The organism is Paragemmobacter straminiformis (assembly GCF_014243445.1).
Taxonomy (GTDB): domain Bacteria; phylum Pseudomonadota; class Alphaproteobacteria; order Rhodobacterales; family Rhodobacteraceae; genus Paragemmobacter; species Paragemmobacter straminiformis.
Genome location: NZ_JACLQD010000001.1, coordinates 777,638 through 800,400 on the forward strand (window position 1 = coordinate 777,638; position 22,763 = coordinate 800,400).

The following is a 22,763-nucleotide window of genomic DNA, read 5'->3' on the forward strand; positions in this document are numbered from 1 at the left end:
GGCGCGCAGGATCGGGCGCATAGGGCGGACAAGCGCATAGGGCGGACACGCCGCCCCCGGTTCTAGACCGAAACGCCGAAGACCCTGCCCACCCCCGCCGTGATGGCCATCGCGGCGGCACCCCAGAACAGCACGCGCGCGGTGGCCCGCATCTTCGGCGCGCCGCCCGCATGCGCACCCAGCGCACCAAGCCCCGCAAGGCTGACGAGCGTGGCGATCACGACCGCGGGGATGATCCATGCATCGGGGGCAAGCGCTGCGGCAGCCATCGGGACGGCAGCGGCAAGCGTGAAGGTCAGGCCCGAGGCAAAAGCCGCTTGCAGCGGATTTGCCGAATGCACCTCGGACAGGCCCAACTCGTCCCGCACATGCGCGGCGAGGGCATCTTTCTGCGTCAACTCGCGCGCCACAAGCGCCGCCGTCTGCGCCGAAAGCCCGCGCGATTCGTAGATCGAGGCCAGTTCCCGTTCTTCGGCCTCGGGCGTGTCGACCAGCGCCTGACGCTCGCGCGCGATATCGGCGCGCTCCACATCGGATTGCGAACTGACCGACACATATTCTCCGGCCGCCATCGACATGGCTCCGGCGGCCAGCCCTGCGGCCCCTGCGATCAGGATCGCGGCGCGGCCCGGATCGGCGGCGGCAACACCCACGATCAGCGAGGCGACCGAAACGATCCCGTCATTCGCCCCCAGCACGGCGGCACGCAGCCATCCGGCGCGGTCGAGGTAGTGAAGCTCTTCATGGGCGGATTGGTAGGCAAGCGTCATGATGTTCTGTCCGTTCTGGCAGAAGGATCGGGGATCAGGTCGATGGTGGCGCGAAAGCCATCCGTCCTGCCCGGAATGGGTGAATGCAGCGACAGCTTCGATCCGATGCGCCCCGCGATGGTCTGGACGATGGCAAGGCCAAGGCCACTGCCCTCGCCCCCGTCGCCGCGCACGAAACGGTCGGTCAACCGGGCCATCTGGTCGGGCGGTATCGCCGCGCCGCCGTTCTCGACCGCCAGCAGGCCCGAAGCGTCGAGCCTTATGGCAACGCCCGATCCGCCTCCGTGGCGCAGGGCATTCTCGATCAGGTTCCGCGCCACGATGGCCACCGCATCGGGATCGACGGTCGACATCACCGCAGCATCCGGCAGGGACAGGTCAAGCCGCTCTGCATCCTTGCCATAGCGGAAGTCGCGCGCCACAAGCGACAGGACGGCGCCGATATCGGTCGGCCGGTCGACAAGCAGCCGCGCCCCTTCGGCTCGGGCAAGCTGCATGAGCTTCTCGGACAGCCGCGTCAGACGTTTCAGGGTGGCTTCCACCTCGTCCGCGCGGCGGCGGGTTTCGGCATCCGCCGATTGCTGGCGCAGGCGCTGCACCTGTGCCAGCGCCCCGGCAAGCGGTGTTCGCAGCTCGTGCGCGGCATTGGCGGCAAAGCTGCGCTCGGCGGCAAAGGATTTTTCAAGCCGCGCCAGAAGGTCGTTCACCGTATCGGCCACGGGGCGCAATTCGGCGGGCAGGCCCTCGCGCGGCAAGGGTGTCAGACGGGTCGCACCGCGCAACGCCAGCTGGTCGCGCAGCCGGTCAAGAGGGCGCAAGCCGAAACCCAGCCCGTAAAAGATCGCCACCACGCTGAGCGGCACCATGACCAGAAGCGGCAAGGCAAGGGCCACGACCATCTCGAACGCCACCTCGCGCCGATGCGACAGCGGTTCGGCAATGGTCAGGATCACCGTGTTGCTGACGGCGGCCTCTTGATAGAAACGCAGGTCCTGCGCGTCGTGAAAGCCGGCTGCGTCGAACAGCGGAAAATCCGCAGGCTCTGCACGGTGCGAGGCCAGCAGAACCGCGCCGGTCTGGTCGCGGACGACATAGGTGAAATGCTCCTCATGCGCGGCAAGGCCCGTCACACGGCGCGTGATGCCCGCCTCCTCGCGGTTCAGCACATCGACCACGGCCAGTTGCAGGATGCGCTGCCCCGTCTCTTGCAGGGCGGAATCGAAAACCTCGTCCATCTCGTCGGACAGGATCTTTGCCGTCAGCGCGGCCGTCGCAAGCCAGAGCGCCGTGACGATCAGCGACAGCGCGACGGCCGAGCGGATGCGGATCGACGCCCCCTTCATGCGCTGCCCAGCCGATAGCCCAGCCCGCGTTCGGTCACGATCACATCGGCCCCCAGTTTCTTGCGAAGGCGGCTTATATGGACCTCGATCGTGTTGCTTTCGACTTCGGTGTCGAATGAATAGAGCCGTTCCTCGAGCACGGTCTTTGACAGCAACTGACCCGGCTTTTGCAAGAACGCCTCAAGCAGCACCCATTCGCGCGCGGTCAGCGGCACGGGCTTTCCCCCCCGCGTCAGGCTGCGGGCGGCAATGTCGACCGACAGCTCGCCCAACTCGATCCGCGGGTTCGGGTTGCCCGCGTAACGGCGCGACACCGCCCCGATCCGCGCGGACAATTCGGTCAGGTCGAACGGTTTGACCAGATAGTCATCGGCCCCCGCGTTCAGCCCCTCTATCCGGTCGGACACCTGATCGAGCGCGGTCATGATGATGACGGGCGTGACATCACCCCTGGCCCGAAGGCCGCGCAGGAAGGGCAGGCCGCGCCCGTCGGGCAGCATGAGGTCGAGAAGGATCAGGTCGAAATGCGCCACGGCCAAGGCATCGCCCGCGTCGTCCAGCCGTGCGGCGTGATCGACGGAATGCCCTTCGCTTTCGGCCTGCTCGCGCACGGCCCCTGCGATGACGCGATCATCCTCGACCAACAATATCCGCATCGAATCCTGTCCTTGGCCCTGTGGCACGCGACCTGTGACACGCAACCCGTGACCATCCCGCCCCGTTCCCGTGCCGCCCCGTCCCTATCCGGCCAACCTGACGCGGACCTGAAGCAGATTTTCTGCATGCTTCAGGCAGGCGTCAGCTTCGCGGGCCAGAAGGGCTGCGTGGAAGCGATCCGGAGTGTCACGCATGATCCGCCTGTCAACAAGCCTTGTCATCGCCGGTCTCATGGCGGCCGCTTCCGCCGCAAGCGCAGAGGCCGATTGCGCCGTTCCCATGGCGGAATGGCAACCGCGCGGTGCCGTCGTCGAACTTGCCGGCCAGAACGGCTGGCGCGTCGCCCGCATCCGTCTTGACGATGGCTGCTACGAGGTGACGGGCCTCGACACCAAAGGCCGCCGGATCGAGGTGAAGCTCGATCCCGCGTCGCTGGCGGTGGTCGAGATGGAGTTCGAGGACGGTGACGGCGGCGAAGACCACGAGAGCGATGACGACTGACACGCCGCCCCCCCTCTATCCCCATCGAAATACCCATCGAAAAGGACATCACGACATGAAACAGGCCATTGCCCTTCTCCTCGCCGGCAGCGCCTTCAGCCTTGCGGGCGCCGCTTTCGCAGGTGCCGCCCCCGCAGGCGCGCATGCTTTCATCTTTGAAGGTCCGGCCGCCGGCACGGACAGCAGGCTTTTGCGCGTCAGCGGTGACGATGACGAAGGCGAAGGCGAAGGCTGGTTCTGGTCCGGCTCGGACGAGGGCGGGTCGGATGACGACGACTGCGAGGATGACGACGAGGACGAAGGCGGCTGCGCGGCAGGCGCTGCGGGCAATGCGGCACCCGCAGGCAGCGTCGCCCCGCCGAAGAACGGCCTATTCACCGACGGCACGACGCCGCAGGTCAAAACGAACTGAACGGAGTACACCCATGAAACCGCTACACGCAGCCCTTGCGCTGACCACCGCGATCATCGCCCCCGGACTTGCCTCGGCGCGTCCGGTCACGCTGACCACCAACCTTGCGCAATACGGCGGGCCGGGGGCCTATCTTGCGATCTACGTCACCGATGCCTCGGGTGCCTATGCGGGCAGCCTCTGGATGGCGGGCGGACGGTCGAAATATTACCGGCATCTGTCGGACTGGTCACGGCTGACGGGCGGCGACGCCGCGCAGGTTGACGGCATCACCGGCGCAAGCGTCGGCTCGGGCCGCAGCCTCGAGTTGACGATGGACCTTGCCGACAAGCTGTTCGACGCGGGCTACACGCTGCACATCGACGCCGCCGCCGAGGACATGCGCGAAAGCCCGAACGAGATCGCCGTGCCGCTGACGACCCAAGGCGCGGGCCAGCCCGTGCAGGGCCGCCGCTACATCGCCGATTTCACCTACGCCTTCTGACAGGACCGATCATGCTCCGCTCCCTCCACCGCTGGCCCGGCCTTCTGGCCGCCGTCCTTGTGCTTGCCCTGTCGCTCAGCGGCGTGGCGCTGTCGGTCTTTCCGGCGGTGGAGGCAATATCCGCACCTGCCGCCGTCACGGGCCAGACCGTCGCGGACCTTGCCGCCAAGGTTCTGGCAACCCACCCGACCGTGGAACAGATCCGCCGCGCCCCTTCGGGCCGGATCACCGCCTATTGGTTCGTCGGCGATACGCCGGGGTCAGCGGTGATCGACCCGGCAACGGGGCAGGATGCGGGGACGGCAGACCCCTCGGCGCTGAAGACATGGTTGACCGATTTCCACCGCGCGCTTCTGCTGGGGGACGCGGGGCGCTGGACGACGGCCGCAGGCGCCCTTGCCATGCTGGTGCTTTCGGCTTCGGGCTGCGTGCTGATCGCCCGCCGTCAGGGCGGCTGGCGCCGCTGGTTCGCGCCGATGCGCGGCCCCGCGGCCGGCCGTTGGCATGGCGAGTTGGCGCGGGCTGCGGTCGCCACGCTGACGCTTTCGGCGCTCACGGCCCTGTGGATGACCGCCGCGACCTTCGACATGCTTCCCGCGGACGAGGCAAACCCCGCCTTTCCGGCGCAGGTCAGTGGACAAATGGGCCTGTCTCCGGCTGCGATGCCGGCGCTGTCCTCGGTTCCGGTCGCCGAATTGCGCGACCTGACCTTTCCCTATGCCGGCGACGCGACCGACGCCTTTGCGCTGACCACCGCGCAGGGGTCGGGTTTTGTCGATCAGGGCAGCGGCGCGCTTCTGGACTGGGCGCCGAATGGCCCCTGGGCGCGGGTCGGCGAATGGATCTATCTGCTGCACACCGGCGAGGGCGCGGCCCTCTGGGGGATGCTGCTTGGCCTTCTGACCCTTGCGGCCCCTGTCCTTGCCGTGACCGGCACGCTGGTCTGGCTGCGCAACCGCCGGAACCGGCCCGCGCTTGCAGGCATGGCCCGCGCCGACAAGGCGGAAACCGTGATCCTTGTCGCAAGCGAGGGCGGCAGCACCTGGGGTTTCGCCAAGGCGCTGGGCCAAGCCTTGCAAAAGGCCGGCGGCAGCGTCCACCTTGCCCCGCTCTCGTCCTATGCACCGGCCAGCTACGCCGCAGCCGAACGCATCGTCGTCATGGCGGCCACATGGGGCGACGGCGATGCCCCCGCGTCAGCCCGCAGCGCGCTTGGCCTGATCGCCGAGGCAGCGCCCCATCCGACGGCCCCGCTTGCCGTCCTCGGGTTCGGGGACCGCAGTTTCCCCGTCTTCTGCGGCTTTGCCGAAGACATCGACGCCGCCGCCCGCGCCGCCGGATGGCAGATGCTTCTTGCCCTCGACCGGATCGACCGGCAATCCGCGCAAGCCTTTGCCCGCTGGTGCGCCGCCCTTGGCGATGCGATCGGCACCCCGCTTTCGGTGATCCACCAGCCCGAACCGCCGCGGACACTGCCGCTCGCCCTTGTGTCGCGCCGCGACTATGGCGAGGCCGTGCAGGCCCCCACCGCCATCCTGCGCTTCGCCCTTCCGCGCGCGTCGGTCATCGACCGCCTGCTGGGCCGTGGCCTTGGACGGTTCCAGCCCGGCGACCTTTTGGGCATCGTGCCCGAAGGCAGCACCGTGCCGCGCTACTACTCGCTGGCCTCGGGGGTGCAGGACGATTTCGTCGAGATCGTCGTGCGCAAGCATCCCGGCGGCCTTTGCTCGGGCCTGTTGCTCGACCTTGCGCCCGGTCAGGCGGTGCGGGCCTTCGTCAAGTCGAACCCCGGTTTCCGGCCCGACCGCAGCGATGCGCCGCTGTTGCTTGTGGGGGCGGGCACCGGCATCGGGCCGCTTGCGGGCATGATCCGCGCCAATGCCCGCCGCCGCCCGATCCACCTTTGGTTCGGCGCGCGCCATCCGCAGGCCGATTTCCTTTACGCCGACGAACTCGACGGCTGGTCTGCCTCGGGCCATCTTGCCACGCTCTCGACCGCCTTTTCGCGCTCGGCCGCGCGCCAGTATGTGCAGGACCGTCTGCGCACCGATGCCGAGCGGATCCGCGAGCTTGTCTCAAAGGGCGGGCGCATCATGGTCTGTGGCGGGCGCGAAATGGCGCAGGGCGTGCGCGAAACACTGGCCGAGATTTTGGCACCCGCCGGAGTTTCCCCGAGCAGCCTGAAAGCCGGAGGCCGATATGCCGAAGACAGCTACTGACCCTGCGGTGCTGCGCCTTGGCGGGGCGACGATGGGCACCGAATGGAGCGTTCTGGTCGATGCACCGCTCGCCGCCCCAGCCCGCGCCGCCCCAGCCCGCGCCGCCTTGCAGGACGATCTGCAACGTGCCGTGGACGAGGTCGATCTCCAGATGTCGACGTGGAAGTCCGACTCGGCGCTGATGCGGTTCAACGCGGCACCGGTCGGCCAGTGGCTGGCCCTGCCGCGCCATCTGCTCAAGGTGCTCGAGGCGGGGCTGGCTGCGACCGCGATGACGGGCGGCGCATTCGAGATGAACCTGGGGGATGCGGTCCGCGCCTGGGGCTTCGGCTCTGCCGAGATCGACCTTTCCGCGATCAAGGCCGCCAGTGCCGCGCCGCGCGTATCGGCGTTGCAGGCTTTGGACATCGACCTTTCCGCCGGTCTTGCCCGCAAGACCGCGCCGCTGTCTCTCGACCTGTCGGGTATCGCCAAGGGATATGGCGTCGACCTTCTGGCCGAAACCGTGATCGCGCGGGGCATCGCCCATGCGCTTTGCGCGATAGACGGCGAAGTCCGTGCCGTGGGGGCGCGGGCCGATGGCACGCCCTGGCCGGTCGGGATCGACGATCCGGACAGCGCCGCGCGCGGGGGCCATTCGGTCATCTCGCTTGAAAACGCATCGGTTGCCACCTCGGGCGACTACCGGCATTTCCTGACGCTTCGCGACAAGCGCCTGTCGCACACGATGAACCCCGTCACCCGCGCGCCTGTCGTAGACGCCCCCGCCTCGGTCACCGTGCTGGGCCAGTCCTGCATGATGGCGGATGCGATGGCCACGGCGCTCATGGTGCGGGGCATGGCTGCCGGACCGCGCCTTGCCACGGCGCAAGGCATCAGCGCGCTTTTCCTCGGGCGCGGGGACAAGACCTGCGGCACGGGCCTGTTTTCGGACAGAAGCGCCGGTTGACGTAGCTTGCACCCCGTGGGGTGCTGCGCCCTCTGCGGGTGTCTCGTGCGGGCGTCTGGTGACGGGTCCATTGACTTGCATCAATGCCGCATCTCCAACTGGGCCTATCGTCGGATGAACGACACTGGGCGGGGTATGCCGTGGCGGCGGGGGAGGCGATCATCGAAGCGCGGGGTCTGACCAAGACCTACCGCAACGGCCCTGCCGAGGTGCAGGCGCTGCGCCATGTCGATTTCACCGCGCGGCGCGGCGAATTCATCGTGGTCCTTGGCCCGTCAGGTTCGGGAAAGTCCACCTTTCTGAACATCCTTGGCGGAATCGACCGCGCCACATCCGGCTCGGTCCTGTTTCAGGGGCAGGACATCACGACGTTCAACGATCAGGCACTCACGGGCTACCGGCGCGATCACGTGGGGTTCGTCTTTCAGTTCTACAACCTTGTCCCCAGCCTGACCGCGCTTGAGAATGTCGCCCTCGTGACCGAAATCGCGGCCAATCCGATGACGCCCGAAGAGGCATTGGCAATCGTGGGGCTGTCGTCGCGCAGTGCCCATTTTCCCGCACAGCTTTCGGGCGGAGAGCAGCAGCGCGTCGCAATCGCCCGCGCCATCGCAAAACGCCCCGGCCTTTTGTTCTGCGACGAGCCGACGGGCGCGCTGGACAGCGCGACAGGGGTGCTGGTTCTGGAGGCGCTGGCCGAAGCGAACCGGTCCACAGGTGCCACGACGCTGATCATCACCCACAATGCCGCCATCCAGCAGATCGCGGACCGGACCTTGCGTTTCGCCGACGGGCGGATCGTCGAGGAGGTGAGCAATGCCACACGCAAACGACCGGATCAGGTGTCATGGTGATCCCGCCCCTTCGCCGCAAGGCCCTGCGCGATCTGCGGCGCTTGTGGGGACAGGCTCTGGCCATCGCGCTGGTGCTGGCCGCCGGGGTGGCCACGCTCATCCTCGGAGACGGGGCGCATCGGGCGCTTTCCGATACCCGCGACCGCTACTACGCCGATTACCGCTTTGCCGACCTGTCCAGCGATGTCGTGCGCGCGCCGCTCGCATTGGTCGATGACATCCGGGCGATCGAGGGCGTGGTTCAGGCAGAGCCGCGCATCGTCAAGCTTGCGCGCCCCGAGATCGAGGGCATGACCGAACCGGCCTCGGTGCTTCTTGTGACGGTGCCGCAGGCGGGCGGGCTGAACCGCCTGCATCTGCGCGAGGGGCGGCTTGCGCAATCCGGAACCGCGGACGAGGCCGTCGTGTCGCAAGATTTCGCAACCGCGCATGGCTTCCATCAGGGATCGCGGCTCGGGGTCGTGATGAACGGCAAAAGGCGCGATCTGACGGTCACGGGCATCGCCCTGTCGCCCGAGTTCATCTATGCGCTCGGGCCGGGCGAAATGATGCCCGATCCGCGCCGCTTCGGCGTGGTCTGGATGACGCGCCCTGCCCTCGAGCGGGCCTTCGACCTTGAAGGGGCCTTTTCGAACGTCGTCCTGCGGCTGGCACCCGGTGTGCCCGAAAGCCGTGTCATCGCGGCACTCGACCGGCTTACCGCGCGCTATGGCGGCGGCGGGGCGACGGGGCGCAGCATGCAGACCTCGCACGCCTTTCTCGATGCCGAACTCAGGCAACTCGGCGCGATGGTCAAGGTTCTGCCGCCGATCTTCCTGCTTGTGGCGGCGATGCTGGTGCATATGACGCTGTCGCGGCTGATCACGCTGGAGCGCGAACAGATCGGTCTTTTGAAGGCGCTGGGATACAGGCCCGTCCAGATCGCGCAGCATTATCTGGAATTCGTGCTGATGATCGCCCTTGGCGGCATTCTTGCGGGTTTCGTGGCCGGGGCGTGGCTGGGTGCGGGTCTGGCGCAGCTTTACGCAAGGTTCTTCTCGTTCCCGTTCCTCGTGTTCGGGGCCGATGTGCGGGTTTACGGGCTGGCAGCCCTTGTCACCGCGGTCGCGGCGATGGCGGGCGCGCTGCAATCGCTGCGCGCCGTTCTGTCCCTGCCGCCGGCCCTGGCGATGGCCCCGCCCGCGCCTGCCGATTTCAGGCGCGGCGCGGGCGGGATGGCGGGGATCTTCCCGATGCGGCAAACCCGGCGCATGGTGCTGCGCCACCTGTTGCACTGGCCGTTCCGCACGGCGTCGAGCGTGTTCGGAATGGCGATGGCTGTTGCCATCCTTGTGGCATCGCTCTGGTCCTTCGGGTCGATAGATCACATGATCCGCGTCACCTTCCGCCTTGCCGAACGGCAGGACGTGAAGATGGTCTTTGCCGCACCCGAACCCTTGCGCGCCCTTGACAACGTCCGCCACATGCCGGGCGTGATGGCCGCCGAACCCTTCCGCGCGATCCCGGCCAAGCTGACGCATGCCACAAGGTCGAAGCGTCTGGCGATCGAGGGGCGGCCCGCCGATGCCAGACTGTCGCGGTCGCTTTCGCCCGACCTGCGCCCCATGCCCATGCCCGGGGCCGGACTGGTTGCAAGCGAGGCGCTGGCCGAGGCCTTGGCGCTGCGGCCCGGCGATCTTGTGCAGGTCGAATTCCTCGAAGGCCGGCGACGGGTGGTCGACCTGCCCATCAGCGGCATCTCGCTTGGCTATGTGGGCCTTGGTGCCGCGATGGAGATCGGCGCGCTTGGAACGGCATCGGGCGAAGGCCCCGCGATTTCGGGCGCGAACCTTCTGCTGGACGCGGCGCAAGAGCGTGAATTCTTTGCCGCCGCCGCCGCCGCACCGGGGACGGGGTTCCTGAACGTGACCGCCCTGACCGTCTCGCGCTTCCGCGCGACGCTGGCCGAGAACATCACCCTGATGGTTTCGGTCTATGTCACGCTGGCCGCGATCATCGCATTCGGCGTGGTCTACAACTTCTCGCGCATCGCGCTTTCCGAACAGGGGCGCGAACTGGCCAGCCTTCGGGTGCTGGGCTTCACGCGGGCCGAGGTCTCGGGGGTCATATTGCTGGAACTGGCGGTGGTGGTCCTGCTGGCACAACCCTTGGGTTGGCTGATCGGCCACGGCATCGGGCGGGCGATGGTTGCGGCGTTCTCGTCCGATCTCTACCGCGTTCCCTTCATCATGGGACGCGAAGTCTATGCCACCGCAAGCCTGATCGTGATCGCCGCCGCCATCCTTTCGGCCATCGCGATCCGTGGCCGGATCGACCGGCTCGACCTGATCGCCGTCCTGAAGACGAGGGAATGACCATGCGCCACCTGATGACCGCCGGAGCCATCGTCGCAGCCCTTGCGCTGCTTGTCTGGGTGTTTCGTCCCGCACCCGTCGCCGTCGAGACGGCGCGCGTGACGCGCGGCGACCTGACCGTCAGCATCGAGGCCGAGGGCGAAGCGCGCATCCGCGAAGTGGTGATCGTCTCGGCCCCGATCACGGGGCTGTTGCAGCGCATCACCCTTCACCCCGGCGACCGCGTCGAGGCGGGGCAGAGCGTCGCGCAGATCGGGCCTGTCTCACCGGCGCTGCTCGACTCGCGCGCCCGTGCCGTGGCCGAGGCGACGGCCGCCGCCGCCGCCGCTGCGGTCGACCTTGCCCGTAGCCAGCTGGTGCAGGCCGAAGCCATGCGCGACTTTGCAAGGACCGAAGCAGATCGCGCCCGCGCCCTTTTTGACCGCGCCACCCTGTCGCAAAGGCTGCTGGATGACGCCATACTTGCCGAACGCACGGCCACGGCGAATGCCGCAAGCGCAGGTGCCAACCTGTCCGTGCGCGAACAGGAATTGCAAAGCGCGAGGGCCATGCTTGACAGTGCGGCCGACCCTGCGGCCGCCTGCTGCATCGGGGTCGCGGCACCCGTTGGCGGCAGCATCCTGCGGGTCGTGACCGAGGATGCGCAGGTGGTGCAGGCCGGAACCCCGATCATGGAGCTTGGCAATCTCGAAGACCTCGGGATCGTCGCGCATGTCCTGTCGCGCGACGCGGTGGGCATCGTCGAAGGGGCCGAGGCGACCGTTACGGGCTGGGGGGGTGCCGATCTTGCCGCGCGTGTCGACCGGATCGAGCCGAGCGCTGCGACGCGGGTTTCCGCGCTGGGAATCGAAGAGCAGCGGGTCGAGGTGCGGCTGTCCCTGCGCGAGGCTCCTCCGCCCGCGCTTGGCCACGGCTTCGGGGTCACGGCCCGGATCACGGTCGGGCAGGCCAAGGGCATCGTCACGGTGCCGATTGCCGCCCTGTTCCGTTTGGGGGGTGATTGGGCCGTCTATACCGCCGAGGGCGGCAGGGCCGCGTTGCACCGCGTTTCGCTGGGGCTAAGAAACGACGATCTGGCCGAGGTGCGCGACGGGCTTGGAGAAGGGGACAGGGTCATCCTGCACCCCGCAGACGCGATCAGCGAGGGCGCGCGGATTGCGCCGTGAACCGGCCGAACCGGCGCCCGCAATGGTCGGGCAAGGCGGTCGGTCGGGGCGCGGCGGGGGGCAGGATGTCAGGCCGCTCCGGCCCGACAGGATTGCCCGTCCAGATCGACCCAGACGCCGCCCTTGCGGCTTGACGCGACGCAGGCTGCGACAAAGCGCATTCCCGAAACACCTTCCGCGCTGCCGGGCAGATCGGCGGGCAGATCACCCGCCTGCCTGCTGCGATATGCGCGCACCGCTTGGGCCGCATCGGCGTAAAGCGTTGCAAAGGCGTCGAGATAGCCTTCGGGATGCCCTGCCGGAGTGCGGCTTGGCGTCAAGACGGTCTCGCCACCCCGCCGCAGCAGCCGCGTCGGCTCGCCCAAGGGGGTAAAGGACAGATCGTCTGGGTGTTCCTGATCCCACGACAGGCCGCCCGCCGCGCCGACGATGCGCAGGCGCAGCGCGTTCTTGGTGCCCGGCGCGATCTGGGTTGCCCAGATCATCCCCTTGGCCCCCTGATCGAAGCGCAGCATGACGGCGGCGTTGTCGTCGAGCCGACGGCCCGGCCCGAAGGCCGTCAGATCGGCCAGCACCGCCACGGGGGCCAGACCGCTGACGAAAGTGGCAAGGTTGAGCGCATGCGTTCCGATGTCGGCAATGCAGCCGCCATCGCCCGACATGGCCGGATCGGTCCGCCAGAGGGCCTGTTTCTGGCCCGTGGCCTCGACCGGAGACGCAAGCCAGTCTTGCAGATATTCGACCTGCACATGCCGGACCGGCCCGATGGCCCCGCGCGCGACAAGGGCGCGTGCCTCGCGGACCATGGCATAGCCCGTGTAGGTCTGGGTCAGGATGAAGGGCACGCCGGTTTCCGCGACAAGGGCGGCAAGGGCCTCGGCCTCGGCTGCGGTGCGGGTCATCGGCTTGTCGCAGATCACCGGAATGCCCGCGTGCAGGAATGCCGTGGCGACGGGGGCGTGCAGATGGTTCGGGGTGACGATGGCGACCGCGTCGATGCCATCGGCGCGCGCCGCCTCTGCGGTGGCCATCGCGGCATAGCTGGCATAGCTGCGCTCGGCCGCGATCCCGAGGGTATGGGCCGAAAGCACGGCGCGGATCGGGTCAGAGGACAGGGCCCCCGCGACAAGTTCCCACTGCCCGTCAAGCCGCGCCGCGATGCGGTGCAGCCCGCCGATAAAGGCCCCCTGCCCGCCGCCGACCATTCCAAGTTTCAAACGCATTCCGCTAGTCCCAACATGGCCCGCAGGGCTGCCGGATCGGCTTTGCCTTGGGCAAAGTCGTCAAAGGCCTGTTGCGTCACCTCGATCAGGTGGCGCTGCACGAAGGGCGCGCCTTCGGCTGCGCCCTGCGCCGGAGATTTGAGGAAACACTCCCACTCGACAACCGCCCAGCCGCGATAGCCGTGCTGCGTCAGCTTTGAAAACACCGCCCCGAAATCCACCTGCCCGTCGCCAAGGCTGCGGAACCGCCCCGCCCGTTCGGCCCAGGGCGAGTAGCCCGAATAGACTCCCTGCCGGCCATCGGGCCGGAATTCGGCATCCTTGACGTGAAAGGCCGAGATGCGGTCGTGGTAAAGGTCGATGAAGGCCAGATAATCCATCGCCTGCAACAGAAAGTGCGACGGGTCGTAATTGATGCGCGCGCGGGGGTGTTCGGCGACAGCCGAAAGGAACCGCTCCCAGCTTGCGCCGTCAAAGACATCCTCGCCGGGATGCAGTTCGAAGCCGATGTCGATGCCGTTTTCGTCATAGGCGTTCAGGATCGGCCCCCAGCGGCGGGCAAGTTCGGCAAAGGCGGTCTCGACCAGTCCGGCGGGACGCTGCGGCCAGGGGTAAAGATAGGGAAAGGCCAGCGATCCGGTGAAGCTGACCGTTCCCGCAAGCCCCAGCCGCCGCGCCGCCGTGGCGGCCTTGGTCACCTGATCCACCGCCCAGGCCTGCCGCGCTGCGGGCCTGCCGCGCAGGGCTTCAGGGGCGAAGGCATCGAAGGCCGTGTCATAGGCCGGATTCACGGCGACAAGCTGGCCTTGCAGATGGGTAGAAAGCTCGGAGATGGCGACCCCCGCCTCGGCGCAGATGCCAAGCACCTCGTCGGCATAGGTCTGGCTTTCGGCGCAGCGGTCCAGATCGAAAAGCCTGCGGTCCCATGTCGGTATCTGCACGGCCCTGTAGCCCAGCCCCGCCGCCCATCGGGTGATGCTTGGCAAGCTGTGAAAGGGCGCATCGTCGCCCGCGAATTGGGCAAGGAAGATGCCCGGCCCCTTGATCGCCCCCGCCATCACGCGGCCCGTTCCGACAGCATGGTCAGGGGGCGGATATCGACCGGACAGGCCAGAAGCCGGTCAAGCTGCGAGAACAGCGGTTGCAGATGCGGCATCGCCAGATGCGCGTCCAGCGCGGCGCGGCTGGTCCAGTTTTCATAGAACACAAAGACGCAGGGATCGGCGGCATCGACGTGGAAATCGTAGTCGATGCAGCCCGCCTCGGCCCGCGTGGGCGCGACCTGCGCCAAAAGCAGGGTCACAAGCTCGTCGCGTGTCTCGGGACGGGCGGTGACGGTTCCGATGATCGTGTACATGGTCAGCGCTTCTTCTGGCTGAGCGCGACGGCAAGGATGATGATCCCGCCCCGCGCGATAAGCTGCTGGCTGAATTCCAGACCCATCAGGATCAGCCCGTTGTTGATAAGCCCGATCATCAGCGCGCCGACGATGGTGCCGACGACCGTTCCCTTGCCGCCGAACAGGCTGGTCCCGCCAAGGACAGCCGCCGCGATGACCGAAAGCTCGTCGCCTTCGCCAAGCTGGAAGCGCCCCGATTGCAGACGCCCCGCGTAAAGCATCCCCGCAAGCGAGGCCGCACAGGACGACAGGACCAGCACGCGGAACTTGATCGCCGCCGTGTCGATGCCGGAATAGCGCGCCGCCGTCTCGCCGCCGCCTGTCGCCAGAACCCTGCGGCCAAAGCCCGAACGGCGCAGCGCGACATGGCCCACACCCGCGATGACCGCCATCCAGAACATCAGCACCGGAACCTTGCCGATGGAACCGCCACCGAAGACCCAGGAATAGGACGGCGACAGGATGGGCACGGCCGCCGTGTCGGAAATCCACATGGCCACACCCTTGGCGATGCCCATCATGGCAAGCGTGGTCAGGAATGACGGAATGCCGATCCTTGTCGTCAGCCAGCCGTTGAACACCCCCACGGCAAGGCCCGTCGCCAATCCGGCAAGAATACCGCCAAAGGGTCCCGCCACCGCAATCGCCATCGCCACAGTCACCGTGGCAAGCCCCGCGACAGCACCCACCGACAGGTCGATCTCGCCCGCCGACAGCACGAAGGTCATGGCCACCGCCATCACCGCGATCATCGCCGTCTGGCGCACGATGTTGAGCAGGTTGTTGGGGTTCAGGAACCCTTTGTCATTCAGCGTCAATGCAAAGACCACAAAGATCACCGCAAAGCCGATGTAGATGATGTTCTGCCGCCAATTGGCGAAGAATGCCCCGGCGGGGGCGGTTGCTGCCTTAGCCATGCTCGGCCTCCTTGATGCTCAGGGCTTTCTGGATTTCCACCTGCAAGCGCCGCTCGGCGGCTTGCAGCGCGTGTTCGGGGTTCGTCTCGGACGGATCGTCCAACTCGGCACGGTCGAGCATCTGATGCGCCCGCCCGTCGGCCATCACGAGGATGCGGTCACAGGCTGTCAGCAGTTCCGACAGTTCGGACGAGATGACGATGACACCCTTGCCCGACCGGGCAAGGTCGCGCACCAGACGGATGATTTCCGCCTTGGACCCGATGTCGATGCCCGCCGTGGGTTCATCGAGGATCAATATCTCGGGCTCGGTCGCGAGCCATTTGCCGATGACCACCTTTTGCTGGTTGCCGCCCGACAGGGTCGACACCGCATGGTCGCGGCTTGCCGTCTTGACCGAAAGCCGCTGGATCATGTCGTCGGTGATGGCGCGGACGCGGGCGCGGTCTACGAACCCGCGCGGCGAGATGCGGCCCACCACCGCCATCACCATGTTATCCGCAACGCTATGCGCCGGAATGATGCCTTGGGTCGCCCGCGCCTCGGGCACCAGCGCGATACCCTTGGCAATGGCGTCGGCGGGGCGGCGGATCGCCACCTTTTGGCCCTTGATGCGGATCTCGCCCGCGATGGCAGGCTCGATCCCCGCGATGACCCGCGCCAGCGCCGACCGCCCCGAGCCAAGCAATCCGGCCAGACCCAGCACCTCGCCCCGATGCAGGGCAAAGCTCACCTCTTCGGGCTTGTGCGGTCCGGTCACGGCCGAAAGCTCAAGCAGCACCTCGCCCCGCGTGGCATCGCCACGGGCCACATCGGCCAGCCCTTTCGACTTTTTGCCCACGATATGTTCGATCATCACGTCGATGGGCAGATCGGCCAGCGGCGCGGTGATGACATGCTTGCCATCGCGCAGGATCGTGGCGCGGTCGGCGATGCGGGCGATTTCGTCCATGCGGTGGCTGACGTAGATGATCGCCACGCCCTCGGCTTTCAACTGTCGCAGAAAGACGAAGAGCCGTTCCACATCCGACACCGAAAGCGCGGTCGAAGGCTCGTCAAGGATCAGCACCCGCGCCTTCTGGCTTATGGCCTTGGCAATCTCGGTCAGCTGTTTCTGGCCCGCGCCCAGATCGCCCACCAGTGCGACGGGGTCGACCTGCACTTGCAGCATATCGAAGATCGCCTGCGCGCGGCGGATGGAATCGGCGTCGTCGATCATGCCGCGCGCGTCCCGCGCCTCGCGTGTGAGGAAGATGTTCTGCGCCACGGTCAGCGTGGGGATCAGCGACATTTCCTGAAAGTTCATGGCAATGCCCGCCGCCCGCGCCGCTTCGGGCGTGTGGGCGGCCAAGGGTTGGCCCCCCACGACGATGTTTCCCTCTTCCGGCACGTGAACGCCGTTCAGCACCTTGAGGATGGTGGACTTGCCCGCCCCGTTGCCGCCGAGAAGGGCATGGACCTCGCCTGCGAGAACCTCGAAATCCACGTTGTCGAGGGCACGGATGCCGCCGAACGACTTGGAAATCCCCGTCATACGCACGGCAACCGGGGCGGGGGCGGTCATTCCACGCGCTCCCACTTGCCGCTTTCACCCGACCGCAGCATGGCATCGGCCACGAGTTCGGTCAGCAGACCGTCTTCGAAATTCGGGCTGGGCTGCTTTCCGGTGGCGATGGCATTGAACAGGTCGAAGCATTCCACGATCTTCGTCTCGGAATAGCCGATCCCCAACCCCGGAATGGGCCAGAGACCGCCGCCATAGGGATGGGCGGGTCCGGTATAGACGGTGCGGAAGCCGCGCGCATCGGCGGGATCATCCGCGAACATCACCTGCAATTCGTCGCGGCGTTCATAGTTGAAATGGATCGACCCTTTGGTGCCGTGGATTTCCAGCGTGATGAAGTTGTTGCGCCCCCAAGCGTTGCGCGTCGCCTCAAGGCTGCCGATGGCGCCATTGCCGAAACGCAACATCGACACCACCTCGTCATCCACATCGACGGGCGCACGCTCGGCATGGGCCGATTTCTCGGATGCGCCCAGCTTGTCGACCCCGCCCTGCTGCATCGGGCGCGTGGTGACATAGGTCTTGGTCATGGCGATCACCTCGGCAATCGGGCCGACAAGGTAATGCGCAAGATCGACCACATGGGTGCCGATATCGCCCACAGTCCCCGAGCCTGCGATCTTTTTCTGGAAGCGCCACGACAGCGGGCCGTTTTCATCGGCCGACCAGTCCTGAAGATAGGTTCCGCGAAAGTTCAGGATGCGGCCGATGCGGCCTTCGTCGATGTATTTCTTGGCCAGCGCCACGGCAGGCGTGCGGCGGTAGTTGAAAGCGACCATGTGGATGATCCCTGCGGCCTTTGCCGCCTCGGTCATCGCGCGGGCTTCCTCGACCGTCCGCGCCAGCGGCTTTTCGCAGATGATGTGCTTGCCCGCCTTGGCCGCGGCAATCGCGATTTCGGCATGGACATTGTTCGGCGTGCAGATATCGACCACGTCGATATCGGGCCGCGCCACCACGGACCGCCAATCGCTCGACGCCTCGTCAAAACCGAAGCGGCGGCGGGCCTCTTCGGCGGCTCCGTCGGTGATATCGACCACCACCTTGCGGTGCGGGATCGCCGGGGCGGGCCAGAAGAACATGGGCATCGAGGCATAGGCCATGGCATGCGCCTTGCCCATGAACCCGCCGCCGATCATGGCAACATTCATCACTTTGGTCATTGTCGGTCTCCGGTGTTGAAGGAGGCGGGTGTCGGAAGGGAGCGGGCCTTCGCGGGCGGGGAGCTGTCGCCACCCCGAAGGCCCGGTTGACGCGCGGGGCCATGGGAGCCCCCGCGCGGCAAGCTTTACTGCATCGAGGATTTCACGTTCTCGGTCGCTTCGGTCGAATAGACCTGCTTCCACGCCTCGAGCAGATTGCCCTGGGAAACGGGCAGCGCGGGCAGGGCCACAAAGGCCGGAGCCGCCTTGTCGAGCAGCGCATAGCCCGCAAGCTTCGCCTCGACCACGCCGGCGTCATAGGGGCGTTGCGCGCCCAGACCCTTGATGAAGCCGCCCTGTGCCATGCTGATCGCCACGTTTTCCCCAAGGTCGACGGTGGTGATGACCAGATCATCGCGCCCGTTGGCCCGTGCGGCGGCCATCACGCCTTCGGCCGGAACGTCCCAGACGGCCCAGATGCCCTTGATGTTCGGGTTTGCGGTCAGCATCGCGCCCGCCGCCTTTTCGGCATCACCCGAAAAATCCGGCCCGCCGATGCCCTGCTCGTCCACGATCTTGATGTTGGGGTAGTCGCTGGCGATGGTGGCCTTGAAGGCGTCATAACGCTGCTTGGTCACGAAGAAGTCGGCGGCGTGGAACACCAGACCGATCTCGCCCCCGTCCGGCCCCAGCGCCTTGGCCATCAGATGGGCCGCGGCGACGCCGTTTCCGTAGTTGTCGGCCGAGACGACCGACACATAGTCGGTGCCCGCCACGAAACCGGCCGGCACGTTGTCCATGAACACGAGCTTTGCCCCCGCCTCATGCGCGGCGCGGTAGGCGGCGGCGGTGGCGGTCGGGTCGGTCGGGATCGACACGATGATGTCGGGCGACTGCGCCATGATGGTTTCAAGATCGCTGACCTGCTTTTCGGGCTTGAAGCCCGCATCGGTCACGGCGATCACCTTGATCCCCATCGCGTCGAACTGGGTTTGCAGCCCGTTGATCTGCGCGCGGCTCCAGTCGTTGCCGCCGTAATGCATGACGATGGCCGCCGTGGCCCCCATCTCCTTGATCTTGGCAAGCTCCTCATCGCTCAGCACCACGTCGGATGCGGGCGACGGATCTTCACCGCTCGGCCCTTTGGACAGGACGGTTTCCTGCAACTTGGCAAGCGCCTCGTCCGGTCCGGCAAAGGCCGGAGCGCCAAGGCCGATGGCAAAGGCCAAGGCGGTCGCGGAACACATAAGGGTTCTTCTGGTCAACATGTCTTCTTCCTCCCAGAGAAGTTGCGGGGTCGATCCCCGGTGACGGACGCGCGGATCAGCCCGCGATGGCCCGGTTCAGGTAGTCCATGCTCAGCCGCGCCCCTTCGGCGGGGTCGGGCCATGCGTCGAGTTCGGTGCAGACCCAGCCTGCAAAGCCCACATCCTTCAGCGCCTGAAGGATCGGCCCCGTGGGGACATCGCCACGGTCAAGCGGGGTGAAGGCAAAGGGGTCGCGCTGGAACCCCTTGAGGTGGACGTAGGTGATCCGCTTCGCATGGTCGCGGACCAGCTGCGCGGGGTCGCCCCCTGCGGCGGCCAGATGCGCCGTGTCGGGGCAGAAATCGATGGCGGTCAGATCGAAGATCTTGGCCACTTCGGCCGGGCCTTCGACGATGGTGGACAGGTGCGGATGGTAATGCGCGCGCAGGCCCATTCCGTCGGCGATGTCCTTCACACGGTCCAGCGCCGCGCCGAGCTTGTGGAAATCCGGCTCGCGGGTGCCGTCGAACCGCTTGGCCCCGCCGCCCACCACCAGATGCGGTGCGCCCAGTTCGGCGGCGCGTTCCGCCGCACGGGTCACGCGGGCCAGTTCTTCGGGCAGGATGTCGTCGAAGATGAAATTGCCGCCCGCATAGGTGGCGACAAGGTCAAGCCCGCTGTCTGCCAGCAGCTTGCGCATCGCCGCAGCACTATGGTCGAGCAGGTTGCCGTCAAAGAGTTCGACCCCCGCGTAGCCCGCCGCGGCAATGTCCGCGAACGCGCGGTCCATGTCGCCGAACGTGCGGTAGCGCAGCTGGGTGATCGATGTGACGCCGACCGCGTCGCCACCAAGTCCACCCCAGCAATTGGCGTGATAGGCCAGTTTCCACTGCACCATCGTCGATCCCTCCCTGTCTTTGCCATCCGGGTCCTGGCCGTCTGGCGGTGCGGACCTCCTCTGGCCGCACCATTGGCCTAAGCGCAGATTTGCGCTTGGTCAACATTATTTCTGCATATGTTTTGCCACTTCTGCATTTTTTCAGCAAAAGTTTTTTCTTGATCGACGAAAGCCGCCTTCGTATCCCTGTCTCACGCCAGCAGGATGCCGTTTTTGCCCGACTCAGCGATCCACCAGACCGAATCACACAGCCATCGCGGCAAGGGGCGTCCCCGCACCGCAGAAACGGCTGCGCCGTCGCTGGTCGATCTGCTCAACCTCGTCCGCAGCGAGACCGCGACCACGCGGCAGGAACTGGAACGCGCCAGCGCGCTTGGCCGCGCCATCGTGGCGGACCGTCTGGCCCTGCTGGGCGATCTTGGCCTTGTCGATGAAAGCGAGCTTGGCACCGCGACGGGCGGGCGCGCGCCGCGACTGGTGCGCTTTGCGGCGCGGCGTGCCGCCATCCTTGTCGCCACGCTTGACCAGACGGCAATCGGGGTCGGCGTGGCCGACCTGTCGGGCAACCTGCTGACCGAACATCACGAGGCGGCAGACCTGACGGGGCCGCCGGACCAGTTGACCGACCGTCTGGCCGCGCTGTTCCGCTGGTCGCTCGACCGCCACGCCACGCCCGCCGGTGTCTGGGGCATTTCGCTTTCCGTGCCGGGTGCCGTACAAAGCGCGCAGGACGGCGCTTTTCTTGCCACCACACCGCCCGTCCTGCCGACATGGGAGGGTTTTCCCCTTGTCGAAACCCTGACCCGCAGCTTTGCCGTGCCGGTCTGGATGCGGTCGAGCGTCGAGACCATGACGATGGGCGAATTGCACGCGGGCGCGGGGCTGGGCCGGCGCACCATGCTTTTCGTCAAGATCGGGCGGCGCATCGGCGCGGGAATCGTGTGCGACGGCCAGCTCTATCGCGGCGCGCAGGGGGCGGCGGGGCTGATCGGCTCGCTTCCGGTCACATCGGGCGGGCAGACCGGATCGCTCGACGCGATGGCGGGATCGGACATGATCCAGCGCGAGGGCATGATGGCGGCCACCGAAGGCCGCAGCCCGCTGCTTGCCGATATCCTGCGGCGGGGCGGCGAAGTCACCGCGATCGAGGTATCGCAGGCCGCCCAGATGGGCGATGCCGCCTCGGCCGCGATCCTTGCGACATCGGGCCATCTGATCGGGCAGGTCGTGGCCACGCTGGCCAATGCCCTGAACCCCGACCTGATCGTGCTGTCCGGCTCTATCGTGCAGACCAACGACACGCTGCTGGCCGCCGTGCGCGAGGCGGTCTATGGCGCCTCGCACCCGCTCGTCACGCGCGATCTGCGGATCATCCGGTCGCAGATGGGCAGCTCGGCCGGTCTGGTCGGGGCGGCCCGCGTGGCGTCAGAGGCGTTGTTCGCGCCGCATTTCCTGAAAGAATGGGTGTTGCAGGGCAGCCCGCAGGCGCATCCCGAGTTTGCGGCACTTCTGTCGCGGCTCAAGACCGCGCCGCCGCCGCCGCCACCCGCCATCCCCCCGATGCCTCCTGCGCCGCCGCAAGGAAAGGATCATCCGAAATGACGATTTCCGGACTTGGCCCGCATGGCGAACGTGCGGCCCCGCCCGAGCGCGTGACCTTGCTTCCCGATGACCGCACCGCGGCCAAGGCCGCCGCATGGCGGATCGCGGTGGTGCTGCATACGCTGGAAAGCGACTGGGCCAAGCAGCAACTGGCCGGAATGGTCGGCATTTTCGGCGATTGCGGGGCTGCGGTGATCGATGTGGTGGACTGCGGCTTTTCGCCCGCGCGGCAAGAGGCCGAACTGGACCGGCTGATCGCGCAGCGCCCCGATGCCATCGTCTCGCTGCCCGTGGCGAACGAGCAGGTCGCCGCCGCCCATGCCCGCGTCACCGCGGCGGGAATAAAGCTGGTCCTGCTTGACAACGCGCCGACCGGTCTTTTGCCGGGCACGCATTACACGGCGCTGGTCTCGGCTGACAATTTCGGTCTGGGCAAGATCGCGGCGATGGGTCTTGCGCCGCATCTGGCGCAGGGCGCGCATGTGGGGGTGCTGGGCTTCGCCGCCGATTTCTTCGCCACCAACGAACGCGAGATCGCCTTTGGCAAATGGCTGCAAACCCACCGGCCCGACGTGCATCTGCACAGCGCCCGCTTTGGCCGGATCGACGAAGCCGCCATGCTGGCCGAACGCATGGCGCAGGAAAACCCCGGGCTTGCCGGTTTCTTCGTCGTCTGGGACACGCCCGCGCTTGGTGTCGCGCGGCATCTGGCCACGCGCGGGCTGGCGCTGCCGATGGTGACGGTCGACCTTGGCGAAGATGCCGCCATCGAACTGGCAAAGGGCGGCTCTTTCCTGTGCATCGCCGCGCAGCAACCGTTCCAGCAGGGCGTCGCCACGGCGCAGACGGTCATCCTGACGCTGCTCGGGCGTCCGGTTCCGGCATGGGTCGCCCTGCCGGGAATAGCGGTCACGGCGGGGAATGTGGTGGAAAGCTTCCAGACCGTCTGGCGCCAACCCGCCCCCAAAGAGGTGTTGCGCCTGTTGGGACTGGCCCGCTAGCGGCATCGGGTGGCGGCATCGGGTGGCGGCATCGGGTGGCGGCGGCGGCGGTCGGCGCCGG

At 67.1% G+C, this 22,763-nt stretch carries 21 protein-coding genes; 10 read left to right on the top strand and 11 right to left on the bottom strand.

Annotation, left to right across the window (positions count from 1 at the left end; translation table 11 throughout):
- Positions 1–62: 62 nt before the first annotated feature.
- Genes H7F16_RS03615 through H7F16_RS03625 form a run of 3 tightly spaced genes read right to left on the bottom strand, consistent with a single transcriptional unit; the run spans position 63 to position 2,769 of the window.
- Positions 63–770: a VIT1/CCC1 transporter family protein gene (locus H7F16_RS03615; RefSeq protein ID WP_185796165.1), complete on the bottom strand. Its 708-nt coding sequence runs from the start codon at positions 768–770 to the stop codon at positions 63–65.
- Entirely contained in the window at positions 767–2,113 is a 1,347-nt protein-coding gene (locus tag H7F16_RS03620; RefSeq protein ID WP_185796166.1) for an ATP-binding protein, read from the bottom strand. Before H7F16_RS03620 ends, H7F16_RS03615 begins: the two co-directional genes overlap by 4 nt.
- Positions 2,110–2,769 (bottom strand): response regulator transcription factor, encoded by a 660-nt coding sequence (locus H7F16_RS03625; protein WP_185796167.1) that lies wholly within the window; start codon positions 2,767–2,769, stop codon positions 2,110–2,112. The genes H7F16_RS03620 and H7F16_RS03625 overlap by 4 nt, the downstream gene beginning before the upstream one ends.
- A 193-nt stretch (positions 2,770–2,962) precedes the next feature.
- Here H7F16_RS03625 and H7F16_RS03630 point away from each other — a divergent pair, with 193 nt between their 5' ends.
- The 8 genes from H7F16_RS03630 (at position 2,963) to H7F16_RS03665 (ending at position 11,709) form a co-directional block, all read left to right on the top strand.
- A complete protein-coding gene (locus H7F16_RS03630; RefSeq protein ID WP_241741169.1) occupies positions 2,963–3,271 on the top strand; it encodes a PepSY domain-containing protein in 309 nt (102 codons plus the stop codon).
- A gap of 55 nt (positions 3,272–3,326) precedes the next feature.
- Positions 3,327–3,683, top strand: coding sequence for a hypothetical protein (locus tag H7F16_RS03635; RefSeq protein WP_185796168.1), 357 nt, complete (start codon positions 3,327–3,329; stop codon positions 3,681–3,683).
- Positions 3,684–3,696: 13 nt separating this feature from the next.
- Positions 3,697–4,167: a DUF2271 domain-containing protein gene (locus H7F16_RS03640; protein ID WP_185796169.1), complete on the top strand. Its 471-nt coding sequence runs from the start codon at positions 3,697–3,699 to the stop codon at positions 4,165–4,167.
- Positions 4,168–4,178: 11 nt separating this feature from the next.
- Positions 4,179–6,386, top strand: coding sequence for a PepSY domain-containing protein (locus H7F16_RS03645; protein WP_185796170.1), 2,208 nt, complete (start codon positions 4,179–4,181; stop codon positions 6,384–6,386).
- The gene (locus H7F16_RS03650) at positions 6,367–7,335 is read left to right on the top strand and encodes an FAD:protein FMN transferase (protein ID WP_185796171.1); all 969 of its coding nucleotides are present in this window, start codon (positions 6,367–6,369) and stop codon (positions 7,333–7,335) included. The genes H7F16_RS03645 and H7F16_RS03650 overlap by 20 nt, the downstream gene beginning before the upstream one ends.
- 83 nt (positions 7,336–7,418) lie before the next feature.
- The gene (locus tag H7F16_RS03655) at positions 7,419–8,189 is read left to right on the top strand and encodes an ABC transporter ATP-binding protein (protein ID WP_185796172.1); all 771 of its coding nucleotides are present in this window, start codon (positions 7,419–7,421) and stop codon (positions 8,187–8,189) included.
- Positions 8,183–10,543, top strand: a complete 2,361-nt coding sequence (locus tag H7F16_RS03660) for an ABC transporter permease (protein WP_194308396.1) — start codon at positions 8,183–8,185, stop codon at positions 10,541–10,543. Before H7F16_RS03655 ends, H7F16_RS03660 begins: the two co-directional genes overlap by 7 nt.
- Entirely contained in the window at positions 10,540–11,709 is a 1,170-nt protein-coding gene (locus tag H7F16_RS03665) for an efflux RND transporter periplasmic adaptor subunit (protein WP_185796173.1), read from the top strand. Before H7F16_RS03660 ends, H7F16_RS03665 begins: the two co-directional genes overlap by 4 nt.
- Positions 11,710–11,777: 68 nt before the next feature.
- Here the strand turns inward: H7F16_RS03665 and H7F16_RS03670 are convergent, their stop codons facing one another.
- From H7F16_RS03670 to H7F16_RS03705, 8 genes are all read right to left on the bottom strand, one after another.
- Complete coding sequence (locus H7F16_RS03670; RefSeq protein ID WP_185796174.1) at positions 11,778–12,932, bottom strand: Gfo/Idh/MocA family protein; 1,155 nt, start codon at positions 12,930–12,932, stop codon at positions 11,778–11,780.
- Positions 12,923–13,990 carry a sugar phosphate isomerase/epimerase family protein gene (locus tag H7F16_RS03675; protein ID WP_185796175.1) on the bottom strand — a complete coding sequence of 356 codons (1,068 nt, stop codon included), beginning with the start codon at positions 13,988–13,990 and terminating at the stop codon, positions 12,923–12,925. The genes H7F16_RS03670 and H7F16_RS03675 overlap by 10 nt, the downstream gene beginning before the upstream one ends.
- Complete coding sequence (locus H7F16_RS03680; RefSeq protein ID WP_185796176.1) at positions 13,990–14,289, bottom strand: putative quinol monooxygenase; 300 nt, start codon at positions 14,287–14,289, stop codon at positions 13,990–13,992. Before H7F16_RS03680 ends, H7F16_RS03675 begins: the two co-directional genes overlap by 1 nt.
- 2 nt (positions 14,290–14,291) lie before the next feature.
- Positions 14,292–15,248, bottom strand: a complete 957-nt coding sequence (locus H7F16_RS03685; RefSeq protein ID WP_185796177.1) for an ABC transporter permease — start codon at positions 15,246–15,248, stop codon at positions 14,292–14,294.
- The gene (locus H7F16_RS03690; protein WP_185796178.1) at positions 15,241–16,812 is read right to left on the bottom strand and encodes a sugar ABC transporter ATP-binding protein; all 1,572 of its coding nucleotides are present in this window, start codon (positions 16,810–16,812) and stop codon (positions 15,241–15,243) included. The genes H7F16_RS03685 and H7F16_RS03690 overlap by 8 nt, the downstream gene beginning before the upstream one ends.
- Entirely contained in the window at positions 16,809–17,975 is a 1,167-nt protein-coding gene (locus H7F16_RS03695) for a levoglucosan dehydrogenase (protein WP_185796179.1), read from the bottom strand. The genes H7F16_RS03690 and H7F16_RS03695 overlap by 4 nt, the downstream gene beginning before the upstream one ends.
- A gap of 125 nt (positions 17,976–18,100) precedes the next feature.
- On the bottom strand, positions 18,101–19,222 hold the full coding sequence (locus H7F16_RS03700; RefSeq protein ID WP_185796180.1) for a substrate-binding domain-containing protein: 1,122 nt from the start codon (positions 19,220–19,222) through the stop codon (positions 18,101–18,103).
- Between the two features lie 55 nt (positions 19,223–19,277).
- A complete protein-coding gene (locus H7F16_RS03705) occupies positions 19,278–20,099 on the bottom strand; it encodes a sugar phosphate isomerase/epimerase family protein (protein ID WP_185796181.1) in 822 nt (273 codons plus the stop codon).
- Between the two features lie 213 nt (positions 20,100–20,312).
- On the opposite strand from H7F16_RS03705, the gene H7F16_RS03710 reads away from it, so the two are divergent.
- Together H7F16_RS03710 and H7F16_RS03715 are read left to right on the top strand one after the other, a co-directional pair.
- Positions 20,313–21,701 carry an ROK family protein gene (locus tag H7F16_RS03710; protein ID WP_206682566.1) on the top strand — a complete coding sequence of 463 codons (1,389 nt, stop codon included), beginning with the start codon at positions 20,313–20,315 and terminating at the stop codon, positions 21,699–21,701.
- Complete coding sequence (locus tag H7F16_RS03715; protein ID WP_185796183.1) at positions 21,698–22,702, top strand: substrate-binding domain-containing protein; 1,005 nt, start codon at positions 21,698–21,700, stop codon at positions 22,700–22,702. The genes H7F16_RS03710 and H7F16_RS03715 overlap by 4 nt, the downstream gene beginning before the upstream one ends.
- Positions 22,703–22,763 lie beyond the last annotated feature (61 nt).